Here is a 14,791-nt window from a genome sequence, read left to right as displayed (position 1 = left end):
GATCGCTTATTTCGCGACGAGAACCGCGTCGGTCTTTGCCGCGGCGAGGTAGCCGCCGACGACGAACACCAGCCCGCCGATGATGTTGCCGACGCTAACGATCGCAAGATTGCGGACCATGCCGGCGATATCGATCGACGGGTTGGGCACCATCAGACCAAGCGTCAGGGCCGTCATGTTGGCGACCGAGTGCTCGAACCCGGCCGCGACGAAGGCGAGCAGTATCCACGCCATCGCGATGCACTTCGCCGCATCGCTCGTCATCCGGGCCGCGGTCCAGATCGCGAGGCACACGAGCCAGTTGCACAGGATCGCACGCGCCAGCAGCGCGACCGCACTCGCCTCGACCTTGTGCTGGACATAGACGTGGAACATCGTGTCCGCGTTGGCGAACACCGCGCCGCCGCCGCCAGCCGCGAACACTGCCGACAGGACTAATCCACCGATCAGGTTACCGACCCATACAACGATGGTCAGCTTCACGGCTTCTGCGGCCGTGATCGTCCGCTTTGCCAGGCCGAAGCCGAGATACATCACGTAGCCCGTGAAGAGCTCGGCGCCGGCGAACACAGTCAGGATCAGCCCGAGCCCGAAGGTCGCGCCCATCACCAAGGGTCGCACGCCGGGTTCGAGGCCCGACCCCGTACTGAGCGCGAGGATCATCGCGATGCCGATGTACGTGCCTGCAAGGATCGCGCCCGCAAAGAACCCCGCGGGAGAACGCCGCAGTGCCTCCGCCTTGGTCGCCGCGAGGGTCGCATAGGTGTCGATCGTCGACGAATAACCGGTGCTCATGCGTGTACTTTGCTCTGCTGGCCGACGATCCCCGCGCGCACCACGCCGCGGTCCGAACCCATGTCGGCGGCGGCGGGACGGACGGTCACCGGGATGGATTTGTAGGACGGGGTGAAGCTCTGCGGATCGTGATCCTCGAGTGCGATCAACGGCTGCGTCTCGGGGTAATAGGAGGCGACGCAGCCATCTGGCAGCGCGTAGCGGACCAGCATCAGCTTCTGCACGACACGGTCGGGCCGTGCGAACTGCAGCGCGGTGGCGATGTCGACGACGTCGCCTTCCTTGTGCCCAAGCCGCGCCATGTCGCGCTCGTTCATGAACAGGATGTCGCGGCGGCCGAACACGCCGCGATAACGGTCGTCGAGGCTGTAGACGGTGGTGTTGTACTGATCGTGCGCGCGCAGCGTCGTCAGGCGTAGCACGGTCGGATCGCCGGCGCCTTCGTCCTCTGCGACGCCCTTGGTGACGAGGAAGTTGGCCTTGCCGCTGTCCGTCTTCCACTCGCGCATCGCCGCCGAGTTCGGCAGGTGAAAGCCGCCCGGCTTGCGGATACGGGCATTGTAGTCAGCGAACGCGGGGAACACCGCCTCGATCTTGTCGCGGATCAGGCTGTAGTCGCCGACATAGGCGTCCCAGTCGATCTCGACCGGCGCGCGGCCCTTGGCGGCGAAGGTCGACTTGGCGATCTCGCCGACGATCCAGATCTCCGACTTCACGTTGTCGCCCGGCGGCATCAGGAAGCCACGCGAGGCGTGGACCATCGACATCGAGTCCTCGACCGTGACCGACTGCTGGCCGGTCGCCTGCATGTCGAGTTCGGTCCGGCCGAGACACGGCAATACATACGTTGCCTTCGCCATCAGCAACTGCGTGCGATTGAGCTTGGTGGTGATGTGGACCGCGAGATCGAGGTTGCGGAATCCCTCCGCGCACGCCTGCGGATCGGACGAGGCGATGGCGAGGTTGCCGCCGAGGCAGACGATCGCCTTCGCATGGCCGTCGCGCATCGACGCGATGCTCTCGACCACCGAATGACCATGCTCCCGGGGTGGTTCGAACCCGAACACGTCGCGCATGTTGTCGAGCAGCAAGGGCATCGGGCGCTCGGTGATGCCGACGGTTCGGTCGCCCTGGACGTTGCTGTGGCCCCGCAGCGGGCAGATGCCCGCGCCTGGCCGGCCCATGTTGCCGCGGAGCAGGAGCAGGTTCGCGATCTGCTGGACGTTGGTCGTGCCGGTGCGGTGCTGCGTGACGCCCATGCCGTAGCAGCAGATCGTCGACTTCGACTTCGAATAGGCGAGCGCGACTTCCTCGAGATCGCTGCGCGAAAGGCCGCTGGAGCGTTCGATATCCGCCCATTCGGTCGTCGCGAGATCGGCGATATACTCGTCGAGGCCCGCGGTATGCTCGGCGATGAACGCGTGATCGAGCGCGCGCTCGCCACCGGACACCTTGGCCGCCTCGTCGAGTGCGACGAGCGCCTTGGCGATGCCCTTCAGCGCGGCCGCGTCGCCGCCGACCTTCACCTGGTAATAGCTGCTCGCGATCGGGGTTGCCGACATCGTCGCCATCTCGACCACCGACTGCGGCGATTCGAAGCGTTCGAGCGAACGTTCCTTGAGCGGGTTGAAGACGATGATCTTGCCACCGCGCTTCGACACTTCGCGCAACGTCGCCATCATGCGGGGATGATTGGTGCCGGGGTTGTGGCCGATCGACAGGATCAGGTCGGCGTGGTCGAAATCCTCGAGGCTGACGGTGCCCTTGCCGATACCGATCGACTTCGGCAGGCCGACCGAGGTCGCCTCGTGGCACATGTTCGAGCAGTCGGGGAAGTTGTTGGTGCCGTACAGCCGCACGAACAGCTGGAACAGGAACGCCGCCTCGTTCGAGCAGCGGCCCGACGTGTAGAACTCGGCCTGGTTGGGATCGGGGACGGCGGCGAGGCCCGCGCCGATCTCGCGCATGGCATCCGCCCAGCTCACGACCTCATAGTGATCGGTGGCGGCGTTGTAGCGTAGCGGCTCGGTGACGCGGCCCTGGTCCTCGATCCAGTGATCGCTCTGCTTCCAGATGTCGGACACGCTGTGCGCGGCGAAGAAGTCGGCGCCGATCGTCTTGGCGGTGGATTCCCATGCGACGGCCTTCGCGCCGTTCTCGCAGAATTCGAAGGAGGAGGTATGTTTCGGGTCGGGCCATGCGCAGCTCGGGCAATCGAAGCCGTCGGGCTGGTTCGATTTGAGCAGCGTCTGACCGCCGCGCACGACGATCTGCTGCGCCTTGAGCGAGACGGCGACCGCCTTCAGCGCGCCCCAGCCACCAGCCGGACCCGTGTAATCGGCGATCCCATCAGGGCGTTTGTCGCGCATACTCGTATCTCCCGAACGGCCGGGCCGACGCGTGCGCCCGAGATGCGGCACACTGGCTGACCATTAACCCAAGGCAATAGAAGCGCATTTTGCGATTGCGAAGACGAGTTTCCCGCAGTTGGTGATCGCTTGCGTCGGTCTGCGGGGATGTGCCGGCGGCGTCGTGCGCCAGGTCCGAAATGGTAGCGAAGGAGGGACTTGAACCCCCGACCCCAGGATTATGATTCCCGTGCTCTAACCAACTGAGCTACTTCGCCGTACCGTCCGTCAGGGAAGCGTTCTTCCCTGCGAGGCGCGGCCTATAGGAAGCGGTTTCGAGGCGGTCAAGCGAACATGTGCCGGGAAATCGCTTCCCAGGGCCCGCCGCGATACCACCACGCGCCTAGACCGGCTATTTCGACGTCCCTCGCGGTGAAATCGCGTTGCAGATTGGCGAGCAGAAGCTTGGCGACTTGCGGGCTGACCTTGTTCTGGATCGTGACGTGCGGACGCCAGCCGCCGGCGTCCTGCGGGGTGAGCATGCCGGTGAATGCGTCGGCAAGCCGCGAACGGATGCCGACAAGCTCGGGGGACTCGATCCGGTAGGCGACACCCCGCCCCAGCGAGATCAGGCCGCCCACGCGCGCCTGCGGGGCACGTATGCCGCGCGTTTCCTGGTTGAGGCGGTGCTTGAGCTCGTCGAGACCCGAGGGCGGCAGGTGGTGGAACAGCGTCAGGTGCGCGTCGAGCTGGTTGCGCTCGGGCGGGAAATGCTCGCGGCGCATGGAGTCGAAGAACGCCGTGTCCTTGCGGCCGAATAGCGCGGTGACGATGATCGGGGCTACTTCCGTTGGCACAGCCGTCATAAAGGCTCCCCCCCGGCGGAGGCCGGGGCCCAATTGGGGAACGTCGATGACGGTCGCTGCGCTCCGTTACTGCAACCTCTCCAATTGGACCCCGGCCTCCGCCGGGGGGGTACGATTGCCCCAAAAGGGTACGTGCGTGTCACGCTGAGGCTTACGACGTGGCCCATCAAATCTCGACCTGGCTACCCAGTTCGACGACGCGATTCGTCGGCAGGCGGAAGAACTCCATTGCGCTTTCCGCATTGCGCAGCATCCACGCGAACAGCTTTTCGCGCCAGATCATCATGCCGGGCTTGTCCGACGCGAGCAGCGTCTGGCGCGACAGGAAGAAGCTGGTGTCCATCATCTTGAAATCCGCGCCGCAATTATGGACCTGGCGCAGTGCTGCGGGCACGTCGGCGTCCTCCATGAAGCCGTAACGCAGCACGAGGCGGTGGAAGCCGTCGCCGAGCTCCTCGCGCACTGCACGGTCGTTGGCGGGCCAATAGGGCTGGCCGACGATCTTCACGGTGAGCAGGATGACGCGCTCGTGCAGCACCTTGTTGTGCTTCAGGTTGTGGAGCAGCGCGTGCGGCACGCCGTCCGCGGTCGAGGTCATGAACACCGCGGTGCCCGGCACGCGCGATGCCGAACTCGCGGCCGAGCCGATGAACACCTTTATCGGCATCGCCGCCTCGTGCATCCGGTCGATCATCAGCTGCCGCCCCTTCGACCACGTCGTCAGGAAGGTGAAGATGATGAACCCGACCAGCAGCGGGAACCAGCCGCCGGCGGGTACCTTGGTGAGGTTCGCCGCGAAGTACGCGCCGTCGACGGTGAAGAAGATCGCCAGCAACGGGATCGCGGCGATCTTCGGCCAGTTCCACAGGCGGAACAGGACGACGCCAAGCAGGCACGTGTCGATGAACATCGCGCCGGTCACCGCGATTCCGTACGCGCTCGTCAGGTTCGACGAGGTGCGGAAGAACAGCACGAGCAGGATCACCATCACCATCAGCGCGCCGTTGACGAGCGGGATGTAGATCTGGCCGGCGGTCGAGGCGCTCGTGTGCTCGATCCGGAGGCGGGGGATAAAGCCCAGCTGGATCGCCTGCTGCGTTACCGAGAACGCGCCGGAGATGACCGCCTGCGACGCGATCACCGCGGCCATCGTCGCGAGGATGACGAGGGGGAGCTGGAGGCTTTCGGGAGCGAGGTTGTAGAACGGGCTGACCAGCGCCTCGCGGCCGTCGCGGAACAGCAGCGCGCCCTGCCCCATATAGTTGAGGATCAGCGCGGGGAGCACGAAGAACAGCCAAGACAGGCCGATCGGCTTGCGCCCGAAATGCCCCATGTCCGCGTACAGCGCTTCCGCGCCGGTGACCGCAAGGACGACCGAGCCGAGCGCCAGGAACGCGCGCTCGGGATCGATGATGAAGAACTCGACCGCGTAGTGCGGCGACAGCGCCCAGAGCACCTCGGGGGTCTGGACGATGCTGAGAATGCCGAGCACCGCGATGACGCTGAAATACACCAGCATGATCGGTCCGAAGACGAGGCCGATGCGCGCGGTACCGCTCTTCTGCACCCAGAACAGCCCGATCAGGATCACGATCACGATCGGCAGCACCAGGCCGCCGAAAGCGGGCGCGGCGACGGCGAGGCCCTCGACCGCGGACAATACCGAGACCGCGGGCGTGATCATGCTGTCGCCGTAGAACAGCGCCGTCGCGAAGACGCCGAGCAGGATGATGCCCTTGCTCCAGCGCTTCGTCTTGGTCTTGCCCGAGACGAGTGCGAGCAGCGCGAGGCTGCCGCCCTCGCCCTTGTTGTCCGCGCGCATGATGATGATGACGTACTTGACCGTCACGACGATCATCATCGACCAGAACATCAGGCTGATGACGCCCATGATGTGCGCCGCGTCGAGCGCGAGCTTGTGGTGGCCGGCGAAGGTCTCGCGGAAGGCGTAGAGCGGGCTGGTGCCGATATCGCCGAAGACGATGCCGATCGCACCGAAGGCGAGCTTCAGCATGCCGTCCGAGTTGTGATGCCCCGTCTCGAGATCGAGATTGGCGGGTGGCACGGTCGAGGCCGCGGCGGTCTGGTCGACGCTCACTGGACGGTGAATCGGCCCGGAAGTGCAGCAATACTCATCGAATTTCCGATTTCACCCTGTGCCCCAAGCCCGCGCATTTAGCATGCGGGTGAAAGGGCGGCAACGGCGGGGCGGGCAACGTAAATTAACTGGGGCTGATCGGCGGCGTGGAGAGAGAGAGAGAGAGAGAGAGAGAGAGAGAGAGATGCCGACGATTCTCTCCCCCCCCCCTGGAAGGGAGAAGGGGGGTGGGTTGGTCCGTTTGTGTCGCCAGCGTTCGATAATCCGGAAGCCGACCCACCCCCGCCCCTCCCTTCCAGGGAGGGGAGAAGAGTCGCCGGCGTTCAGCGCCTCACGACCTCGCGGATGACGAAGTGCGACGCCAGCCGAGTCACGCCAGGCAGTTGCGACAGCGTCTCGCGGTGGATGCGCTCGAACGTCTCGCCGTGGCGGATTTCGACGTGGAGCATGTAGTCCGCCTCGCCGCTCATCAGGAAGCATTGCACGACCTGCGGACACTCGACGATCTCCGCCTCGAACGCGGCCATCGTCTCCTTGCGCTGGTCCCGCAGCGTGACGTTGACGAGGACGATACTGGGATCGCCCCGCGCCGCCTGCGACAGCACCGCGCGATAGCCGGTAATGGCCCCGCTCTCGCGCAACTGCGCGACCCGGCGATGCGCAGCGCTCGCCGACAGGCCGACCGCGTCGCCAAGCTCCGCGCTGGTGAGGTCGGAATTGGCGGCGAGCAGGTCCAAAATCCTGCGTTCGATCGTGATGCTCAAGATTATCCCGTTTCGGCAACAATGGATGCAATGATCTTGCAGACGTGGTATCGCATCGAGACCAGTTTGCGAACCCTTCCCGTCCAAGGCGCGCTAGTATGGCGCAAACGATAATGGAGTGGAATCAATGCGCGTCGGTGTCCCCAAGGAAATCAAGAACCACGAATATCGCGTCGGCCTGACCCCGCCATCGGTCGCCGAACTGGTCGCCGCCGGTCACGAGGTCGTCGTCGAGACGCAGGCCGGCTCGGGCATCGATTTCGAGGACCAGGATTATATCGACGCAGGCGCGACGATCCTGCCGACCGCCGCCGCCGTGTTCGCTGGCGCCGACATGATCGTGAAGGTGAAGGAGCCGCAGCCGAGCGAGATCGCGATGCTCGAGCCGCGCCATCTGCTGTTCACCTACCTCCACCTCGCCGCGGACAAGCCACAGGCCGAGGGGCTGATGAAGTCCGGCGCGACCTGCATCGCGTACGAGACCGTCACCGACAACCGTCGCGGCCTGCCGTTGCTCAAGCCGATGTCGGAAGTCGCGGGCCGCATGTCCGTGCAGGTCGGCGCGCATTACCTCGAGAAGGAGCAGGGTGGGCGCGGCGTCCTTCTCGGCGGCGTCCCCGGCGTTGCCCCAGCGAAGGTCGCGATTCTCGGCGGCGGCGTCTCGGGCGTCAACGCCGCGCAGATGGCGGTCGGCATGCGCGCCGACGTGACGATCTACGATATCTCGAACGATCGCTTGGCCGAACTCGACATGTTCTTTTCCAGCCAGATCAAGACGGCGTATGCCTCGAAGGCCGCGATCGCCGCGGCGGTGAAGAACGCGCATCTGGTGATCGGCGCGGTGCTGGTACCGGGCGCCGCTGCGCCGAAGCTCGTCACGCGCGAGATGCTGAAGACAATGAAGCGCGGCTCGGTGCTGGTCGATATCGCGATCGACCAGGGTGGGTGCTTCGAGACGTCGCACGCCACGACGCATGAGGATCCGGTGTTCGAGGTCGATGGCGTGATCCATTACTGCGTCGCCAACATGCCCGGCGCGGTCGCGCGCACCTCGGCGTTCGCGCTGAACAATGCGACGCTGCCGTTCGCGCTGAAGCTCGCCAATCTTGGCGCCGAGGCTGCGATGAAGGCCGACCCGCACCTCGCCAACGGGCTGAACGTCTACAAGGGCAAGATCGCGTACAAGGCGGTCGCCGATGATCTAGGTTTACCTTACGAAGCTTGGGCCGGCTGATCCGGGAACGGATACGGAACAAGGGTGTTGGACAGGGGAAAGGAATTTCCAATGTCCGACACCCCGAACCCCAAGTCCGAACCATTCTCGAACGCCGAGAAGGACCCGGACGACTGGACCACCGGCGATGAGAAGATGACCGGTGCACAGGCGAGCTACCTCAAGACGCTGTCCGAGGAAGCGCATGAGGAATTCGACGAGACGCTGACCAAGGCGGATGCATCGAAGAAGATCGACGAGTTGCAGTCGAAGACCGGCCGCGGGCAGTAAGCCCTTAATCCCGTCCCCCTTCTCCCGTCATCCTGGCGAAAGTCAGGATCCAGAGCAAAATAGCTGAGCGTTCATGGCTCTGGATCCTGGGTCGAGCCCAGGATGACGGACTATTTTTGGCCTGCGGTTGGCGTGTCCTGCAGAGCTAGGAAGCGATCCAGCAACGCCAGCCGCGTGGCAATCTCACCTCGGTACGAGATGTTGGCCGGCGTCAACGCCAGCGCCTTTGCCCAATACGGTCGGGCGGTCGCGAACTCTCCTGCCCGTACATACGCCAGTCCTAGGAAGAATGGCGGAGCAGGATGCTTCGGTGCCAGTCGCATCGCCTGTTGGAACGCGAACAGCGCGGGCGGCGAAACTTGGTTGGCATCATGCGCCGCCAACGCGTTGGCGAGCCCCGTCCACATCACCACGCTCTTCGGAGCTATCCTGAGCCCTCCGAGCAACACCTGCACAGCCGCGCGACGGTCGCCGATCCGCGTCATCGCGTCTGCGGCAACCAGGTAAGCCGCCGCCCCCGTATACCGCTCGAGCATCTGGTCGCGCAGTTCGAGCATGGCGCTGTCGTCCGGCGTTGCTGCAAGTCCGGTGGACACTTCATGGCCGGCAAGCCCTGGCTGCCCCTGCCACGCATACCCCGCCGCACCGAGCATCAACGCCGCCGCGACCATTGTCCAAAGAACGCGGTTCACCTTCAATACCGCGAGCAACGCAAACGCACCGACTCCGATCGCGGCCAGCCAGCAATACCCCATCAGCGTGTCCTCCGCCGGAAGCTCGACCGCCCGATCCAGCCGCCGATGCCGAGCAGCAGGATCGGCGCTAGCCACAACGGCCATGTCAGGCCGGATAGGGGCGGATCATAGGTCACGTAGTCGCCGTAGCGCGCGATCAGCCAGTCTCGGATCGACGCAGGCTTTTCGCCGCGTTCGATCCGCTCGCGGACCAGCGCACGCATGTCAGCGGCCATGTCCGCGTCGCTGTCGGCGATCGACTGGCCCTGGCAGACGAGGCAGCGCAGCGTTTCCATGAGCGCTCGGGCGGAGGCTTCCTTGGCGGGGTCGGCGAGTTGCACGTTGGCGTAATGCGCTGGCGGCGTGACCGGCTGGGCTAAGGCCGGCGAGATACAGAGCAACAGCGCAGCAATGACCGCCCCTCCCGCTCGCGGGAGGGGAACTTGGTTGGCCACCCTCACCGCGCGTCCTTTACGGCTTGCACGATGTCCGGCACATTCTCCGGCCGGATATCGCCGATGATCTGCTTCACGACGATCCCGCGGCCGTCGATCACGAACGTCTCCGGCACGCCCGACGAGCCCAGCGCCAACTGCACCTGGCTCGCCCGATCGCTGCCGATCCGCTCGTACGGATCGCCGTTGCGCCGCAGGAACCCGCTAATCGCCGGCGCGGTGTCGCGGATCGCGATCGCGTCGATCGGCACGCCCATTGCCTTCAAACGCATCAGTTGCGGCGCCTCGGCGATGCACGGGATGCACCAGCTGGCGAACACGTTGAGCAACCGCGGCTTGCCCTGCTGGAACGACGCGCTGGTCAGGCCCGGCTTGCCGGGGACCATCGCCGGCAGCGCGAAATCGGGGAGCGGCTTGCCGACCATCGCCGATCGCACCACCTTCTCGGCCGGCCGGAACAGCCCGCTCGCCACCACCGCAAACAGCAGCGCGAAGATCGCCAGCGGCGCCCAGAGTGCGAACCGCTTCATGCCCATTCGGCCTGTATCGCGGCGCGTCGCTCGCGGAGCACCCGACCGATCAGCGACAGCATACCGCCAAGCGCGATCAGCACGCCGCCGAACCAGATCAGCGTCACGAACGGCTTCCACCAGAGACGAAGCTGCCAGCGTCCCTGCCCGTCCGGCTGGCCGAGAACTGTGTAGAGCTGGCCATCTAGTACCGTCAGGATGGCGGACTCGTTGGTGCTCGTCGGCGGATTGGCGAAGAAGCGGAGTTGCGGGCGCAGGATGCTTTCGCTGTCGCCCCGCGTCGTGGTCAGGCGTGCCTCGAGGGCCGACCAGTTCTCGCCGATTACCGGCGAAATGCCGTCGAGCGTCACGGTGTACGGCCCTACCCGCGCCGGCTCGCCAGCGCGCACTGCGACCAGCGTTTCCTTGGTGAAGGCGCTGTCCGACGCCATCCCGGCAAGGCTGACCGCGATGCCGAGGTGCGCGATGACCATGCCGTAGGTGAACAGCGGCGTGCGCCTCAAGTTGCGCTTCCACAGGGGCGCGACGCTGGCGACGGCGAGCCCGGCGGCGAGCGACAGCCCAGCCCAGGGGAGCACGCCCGGCCGGACGAACAGGAGTGCGATCGCCGCGACGAGCGTCGCACCGATCGGCAGCATCACGCGGCGCAGAACCGCCTTCGCATCGTCGCGGCGCCAGCGCAGCAGCGGCCCGACTGCCATCACCGCGACCAGCAGCAGCGCGATCGGCCCCGCCGCCTTGTTGAAGAACGGTGGGCCGACCGAGAGCTGCACGCCGAAGCTCGCCGCGACGATCGGGTAGAGCGTACCGATCAGGACGATCCCGAGGATCACCGACAACAACAGGTTGTTCGCGACCAACCCGCCCTCGCGGCTGACCGGATCGAAGGTCGTGCCCGCGCGGACGGTACCGATCCGCGCGGCAAACAGCGCGAGCGCACCGCCGATGTAAATCGCGAGCAACGCGAGGATGAAGGCGCCGCGCTTCGGATCAACTGCGAAGGCATGGACGCTCGTCAGGATGCCCGAGCGCACCAAAAAGGTGCCGATCATCGACATCGAGAATGCGACGACCGCCAGCATGATCGTCCAGGCTCGCAGGCCGTCGCGGGTCGCGAGCACGGTTACCGAATGGAGCAGCGCGGTGGCGGCGAGCCACGGCATCAGTGAGGCGTTCTCGACCGGATCCCAGAACCACCAGCCGCCCCAGCCAAGCTCGTAATACGCCCAGTACGATCCTGCGGTGATGCCGAGGGTGAGGAATATCCAGGCGATCAGCACCCAGGGGCGCATCGCCTTCGCGAACGCTGGCCCTACGTCACGCGTGACGAGCGCACCGACCGCGAAAGAGAACGCGACCGACAGGCCGACATAGCCGGTATAAAGCGTCGGCGGATGAAACGCCAAGCCGGGGTCCTGCAACAGCGGGTTGAGCCCGAGGCCGTCGGGTGCTGCGGGGTTCAACCGCGCGAACGGGTTCGAGGAGAACAGCAGGAACGCGTAGAAACCGAGCGCGATCGTCGCCTGTGCGCCGAGCGTGGCGGTAAGCGTGCGTTCGGGCAGCGAGCGCTCGAAGATCGCCACCGCGCCGCCGGCCAGCCCGAGGATCGTCACCCAGAGCAGCATCGAGCCCTCGTGGTTCCCCCATGCCCCGGCGAACTTGTAGAGCCACGGCTTGGCGGAATGGCTGTTCTCGACGACCAGTTTTACGGACATGTCGGAGTCGAGGAATAGCTCGATCAGCAGCGCCATCGCGAGCAATGCGAGCAGGCCCTGGACGATCGCCACCGGTCGGACCGCCGCCGCAACGTCTTCACGACCGCGTGCGATGCCGATCGCTGCCATCACGAGCTGCAACGCCGCGAGCGCGCCTGCGAACCAGAGCGCGGCGAGGCCTGCTTCGGCGATCATTGCTTCGCGTCCGGTTCGAGCGTCTTGGTCTCGTGCATCTTGCCGGCCATCTCGGGCGGCATGTATTTCTCGTCGTGCTTGGCGAGCAGGTTCGACGCGACGAAGCTGCCGTTGGGCTGGAACTGGCCTTCGGCGACGACGCCCGATTTCTCGCGGAACAGGTCTGGGACGATGCCGGCGAAGACAACGGGGGTAGTTGCCTGGCCGTCGGTGACGGTGAAATGCACGGTGATGCCGTCCGCGGCGCGCTTAACCGAGCCGCCTTCGACCATCCCCCCGAGCCTTACCGCGCGTCCGAGCGGGAGGCCGTCGCGGCGCACGTCGGAGGGTGCGTAGAAGAACGCGGCCTGGTCCTTGAGTGCCGACAGCGCGAGCAATCCCGCGACGACGACGGCGCCAAGCGCGAGCAATGCCAGCGTCAGACGTTGATGCTTGGCCTTCATTTCTCAGCCCTGCGCATCGCCAAGTAGCTCAGCAATGCGATGATCGCGCCGCCTCCGAGCGTCACGACATACGCGGCGGTCACGAACGGCCAGGGGTTCATACTCTCGCCATCCGGCGCATGCGGGCTTCGGACTTCGCGACGGCTAGCATCGTCCGCATCCGCATCAGCACGATCCCGGCGAACACGAAGGTGAACCCGGCGAGCATGATCGGCAGCGGCCACAGGATCGAGCCGTCGATGGTCGATTGCGTGAGGCCGATGCTGGGTCCCTGGTGCAGCGTGTTCCACCACACCACCGAATAGCGGATGATGGGCAGCAGCACCGACCCGGCGATCCCGTAGAGCGCCGGCACGCGCCCGTCGCCGCCACGATCCGCATCCGCCTTCGCGAGCGCCATGTAGCCGAGATAGACGAAGAACAGCAGCAGCATCGAGGTCAGCCGACCGTCCCATTGCCACCAGGTCCCCCAGGTCGGTCGTCCCCAGATCGAGCCGGTCATGAGACATAGCGCCGCAAACACCGCACCCGGCAGCGCGATCGCGCGCGCGGCGACGCTGGCAAGCGGGTGGCGCCAGACCAGGAACATGATGCTGGAGATCGCGATCCCGCTCCAACCGCCCATGCCGAGCCAGGCGGCGGGGACGTGGATGTAAAGGATGCGGACGGTCTCGCCCTGGAGATAGTCGGGCGGTGTCCGCGTCAGGCCGGCCCAGCAGCCGATCGCAATCAGCGCGATGCCGGCCCAGAAGAGCAACGGCGTCAACGGCTTAGCGATCTTAAGAAAGCGCGCGGGGTTTGCGAAGGCGTGTAGGGTGGCCACTAGGGATAGCCATTATGGCAACAATACGAGGCTGTCACCTCGGACTTATGGCCCCCTCCCTCCGGGGAGAGGGAGGCGCCTCCCCCGTACGCCGTCATCCTGACGAAAGTCAGGATCCAAGGCCGCAGAGGGCGACGCTTAGTTACTCTGGATCCTGACTTTCCTCAGGATGACAGGAGTGATCGGAGCGCGCACCCTCAGCACGAGCGAAGGCCGCTTGAATTCAGCGGCCTATCAAACTCTTCGCGATGCTGTCCGCGACATCCGACGATGGCTCACCCGAGCGGTCGCTTTCGTCCCAGACCTGGATCAGCCGCTCCGGAATACGAGAAATCCGCGCCTTCACCTCGGCCTCATCGCCCTGGCCGAGATACTCCAGCCCAACGTTGATGATCCCGCCTGCGTTAATGACGTAGTCCGGCGCATACAGGATACCGCGTGCATGCAGCCGAGCACCGTCCTCGCGCACGCTCAGCTGGTTGTTCGCACCGCCGGCGACGACCTTCGCCTTCAGCGCCGCGATCGACATCTCGGTCAGGATCGCCCCCAGTGCGTTCGGGCTGAAGATGTCCGCCTCGGTCGTCAGGATCGCCTCGGCCGCCACCGCGGTCGCGCCGAGTTCGCCAGCCAGCTTCTGCGCCCGGCCCTCGTCTACGTCCGCCAGAGTCAGCACCGCGCCGTCCTTGGCCAGCAGCCGCGCGAGACCGCCGCCGACCGAACCGACGCCCTGGATCGCGACGCGCACGCCCTTCATGTCGGTCGCGCCGAGGCCACGCTGTGCCGCCGCCTTCACGCCGAGATAGATGCCGAGCGCGGTGTACGGCCCCGGATCGCCGCCCGCAGCGCCGCTCGCGACCGGCAGGCCGGAGACGTAGCGCGTCTGCGTGGCGATCACCTTCATCCGCTCTTCGGACATGCCGACGTCTTCCGCCGTCACGTAGCGGCCGCCGAGCGAATCGACCGCGCGGCCGAACGCCTCGAGCTGTGCGGTCGTGATGACGTCGCCGGGCTTCGCCGCAAGGACCACGCCCTTGCCGCCGCCGAGTTCCAGGCCCGCCATCGCATTCTTGAAGCTCATGCCGCGCGACAGGCGCAGCGCGTCGGTCACCGCACGACCATTATCCGCATAATGCCAGAAGCGCGTGCCGCCAGCCGCCGGCCCGAGCTTGGTCGAGTGCAGCGCAATCACCGCGCGCAGGCCCGATTCGGGATCGGTGAAGGCGTGTACGCCCTCGTGGTCGTCGAAATCGGGAAGGTCCCAAACCGCTGTCATCGCCGGCTCCTGAAGAGGAATAAAATTACCGGGACGCGAAATATTATTTTCCGACCGGTTTTACCAGCCCAAAGCGCCCGCATTGCGGGGTCTTACGAAAATAAGGGAAAATGGGGCGACCGACGGGACTTGAACCCGCAACATCCGGCATCACAAGCCGACGCTCTAACCAATTGAACTACGACCGCCGCGTAGGCATCGCCCCCTAGCGGGGGTCGCCGGGCGGCGTCAACCGTCGACTTGCCAAA

Annotated in this window: 14 protein-coding genes and 2 tRNA genes; 2 read left to right on the top strand and 14 right to left on the bottom strand. The window is 65.6% G+C overall.

The genetic code is table 11. The features are described from left to right. Positions 1-6 precede the first annotated feature (6 nt). From O6W96_RS01185 to O6W96_RS01160, 6 genes are all read right to left on the bottom strand, one after another. Complete coding sequence (locus O6W96_RS01185) at positions 7-795, bottom strand: formate/nitrite transporter family protein (RefSeq protein ID WP_353467865.1); 789 nt, start codon at positions 793-795, stop codon at positions 7-9. Then, positions 792-3,164, bottom strand: a complete 2,373-nt coding sequence (locus O6W96_RS01180) for an FdhF/YdeP family oxidoreductase (protein WP_353467864.1) — start codon at positions 3,162-3,164, stop codon at positions 792-794. Before O6W96_RS01180 ends, O6W96_RS01185 begins: the two co-directional genes overlap by 4 nt. A 180-nt stretch (positions 3,165-3,344) precedes the next feature. After that, positions 3,345-3,421: transfer RNA gene (locus O6W96_RS01175), tRNA-Met, on the bottom strand. A gap of 66 nt (positions 3,422-3,487) precedes the next feature. Beyond that, positions 3,488-4,009 (bottom strand): 2'-5' RNA ligase family protein, encoded by a 522-nt coding sequence (locus O6W96_RS01170; RefSeq protein WP_353467863.1) that lies wholly within the window; start codon positions 4,007-4,009, stop codon positions 3,488-3,490. 166 nt (positions 4,010-4,175) lie between these two features. After that, positions 4,176-6,074, bottom strand: coding sequence for a potassium transporter Kup (locus O6W96_RS01165; RefSeq protein WP_404969329.1), 1,899 nt, complete (start codon positions 6,072-6,074; stop codon positions 4,176-4,178). A gap of 356 nt (positions 6,075-6,430) precedes the next feature. Further along, a complete protein-coding gene (locus O6W96_RS01160) occupies positions 6,431-6,871 on the bottom strand; it encodes an Lrp/AsnC family transcriptional regulator (protein WP_056058065.1) in 441 nt (146 codons plus the stop codon). Positions 6,872-6,998: 127 nt separating this feature from the next. On the opposite strand from O6W96_RS01160, the gene ald reads away from it, so the two are divergent. Then, complete coding sequence (gene ald / locus O6W96_RS01155) at positions 6,999-8,105, top strand: alanine dehydrogenase (protein WP_060524450.1); 1,107 nt, start codon at positions 6,999-7,001, stop codon at positions 8,103-8,105. Positions 8,106-8,156: 51 nt separating this feature from the next. After that, complete coding sequence (locus O6W96_RS01150) at positions 8,157-8,375, top strand: DUF3072 domain-containing protein (RefSeq protein WP_056058060.1); 219 nt, start codon at positions 8,157-8,159, stop codon at positions 8,373-8,375. Positions 8,376-8,485: 110 nt separating this feature from the next. Here the strand turns inward: O6W96_RS01150 and O6W96_RS01145 are convergent, their stop codons facing one another. The 8 genes from O6W96_RS01145 to O6W96_RS01110 all read right to left on the bottom strand — a co-directional run bounded on the left by O6W96_RS01145 (position 8,486) and on the right by O6W96_RS01110 (position 14,731). Beyond that, a complete protein-coding gene (locus O6W96_RS01145) occupies positions 8,486-9,214 on the bottom strand; it encodes a tetratricopeptide repeat protein (RefSeq protein ID WP_353467862.1) in 729 nt (242 codons plus the stop codon). Further along, positions 9,130-9,564: a cytochrome c-type biogenesis protein gene (locus O6W96_RS01140; protein ID WP_353467861.1), complete on the bottom strand. Its 435-nt coding sequence runs from the start codon at positions 9,562-9,564 to the stop codon at positions 9,130-9,132. The genes O6W96_RS01145 and O6W96_RS01140 overlap by 85 nt, the downstream gene beginning before the upstream one ends. A 2-nt stretch (positions 9,565-9,566) precedes the next feature. After that, positions 9,567-10,094 (bottom strand): DsbE family thiol:disulfide interchange protein, encoded by a 528-nt coding sequence (locus tag O6W96_RS01135; protein WP_353467860.1) that lies wholly within the window; start codon positions 10,092-10,094, stop codon positions 9,567-9,569. Next, positions 10,091-12,004, bottom strand: coding sequence for a heme lyase CcmF/NrfE family subunit (locus O6W96_RS01130; RefSeq protein ID WP_353467859.1), 1,914 nt, complete (start codon positions 12,002-12,004; stop codon positions 10,091-10,093). Before O6W96_RS01130 ends, O6W96_RS01135 begins: the two co-directional genes overlap by 4 nt. Further along, positions 12,001-12,447: a cytochrome c maturation protein CcmE gene (ccmE, locus tag O6W96_RS01125; protein WP_133019459.1), complete on the bottom strand. Its 447-nt coding sequence runs from the start codon at positions 12,445-12,447 to the stop codon at positions 12,001-12,003. The genes O6W96_RS01130 and ccmE overlap by 4 nt, the downstream gene beginning before the upstream one ends. A 97-nt stretch (positions 12,448-12,544) precedes the next feature. Further along, a complete protein-coding gene (gene ccmC, locus O6W96_RS01120; RefSeq protein WP_353467858.1) occupies positions 12,545-13,270 on the bottom strand; it encodes a heme ABC transporter permease CcmC in 726 nt (241 codons plus the stop codon). Positions 13,271-13,493: 223 nt separating this feature from the next. Next, positions 13,494-14,543 carry a Leu/Phe/Val dehydrogenase gene (locus O6W96_RS01115; RefSeq protein WP_353467857.1) on the bottom strand — a complete coding sequence of 350 codons (1,050 nt, stop codon included), beginning with the start codon at positions 14,541-14,543 and terminating at the stop codon, positions 13,494-13,496. Positions 14,544-14,654: 111 nt separating this feature from the next. Then, positions 14,655-14,731: transfer RNA gene (locus O6W96_RS01110), tRNA-His, on the bottom strand. Positions 14,732-14,791: the final 60 nt, after the last annotated feature.

The sequence above is a fragment of the Sphingomonas faeni genome, assembly GCF_040407495.1.
In the GTDB taxonomy this organism is placed as follows: domain Bacteria; phylum Pseudomonadota; class Alphaproteobacteria; order Sphingomonadales; family Sphingomonadaceae; genus Sphingomonas; species Sphingomonas faeni_D.
Note: the sequence above shows the minus strand (reverse complement) of the source record. Positions and strands in the feature narration are given on the sequence as shown.

What these genes read in the sequence shown, in the direction of transcription:
- ccmE (WP_133019459.1), bottom strand. Translation starts at nt 12,447, where the DNA reads ATGAAGGCCAAGCATCAACGTCTGACGCTGGCATTGCTCGCGCTTGGC.
- O6W96_RS01135 (WP_353467860.1), bottom strand. Translation starts at nt 10,094, where the DNA reads ATGAAGCGGTTCGCACTCTGGGCGCCGCTGGCGATCTTCGCGCTGCTG.
- O6W96_RS01115 (WP_353467857.1), bottom strand. Translation starts at nt 14,543, where the DNA reads ATGACAGCGGTTTGGGACCTTCCCGATTTCGACGACCACGAGGGCGTA.
- O6W96_RS01180 (WP_353467864.1), bottom strand. Translation starts at nt 3,164, where the DNA reads ATGCGCGACAAACGCCCTGATGGGATCGCCGATTACACGGGTCCGGCT.
- O6W96_RS01170 (WP_353467863.1), bottom strand. Translation starts at nt 4,009, where the DNA reads ATGACGGCTGTGCCAACGGAAGTAGCCCCGATCATCGTCACCGCGCTA.
- O6W96_RS01130 (WP_353467859.1), bottom strand. Translation starts at nt 12,004, where the DNA reads ATGATCGCCGAAGCAGGCCTCGCCGCGCTCTGGTTCGCAGGCGCGCTC.
- O6W96_RS01150 (WP_056058060.1), top strand. Translation starts at nt 8,157, where the DNA reads ATGTCCGACACCCCGAACCCCAAGTCCGAACCATTCTCGAACGCCGAG.
- O6W96_RS01145 (WP_353467862.1), bottom strand. Translation starts at nt 9,214, where the DNA reads ATGGCCGTTGTGGCTAGCGCCGATCCTGCTGCTCGGCATCGGCGGCTG.
- O6W96_RS01185 (WP_353467865.1), bottom strand. Translation starts at nt 795, where the DNA reads ATGAGCACCGGTTATTCGTCGACGATCGACACCTATGCGACCCTCGCG.
- ald (WP_060524450.1), top strand. Translation starts at nt 6,999, where the DNA reads ATGCGCGTCGGTGTCCCCAAGGAAATCAAGAACCACGAATATCGCGTC.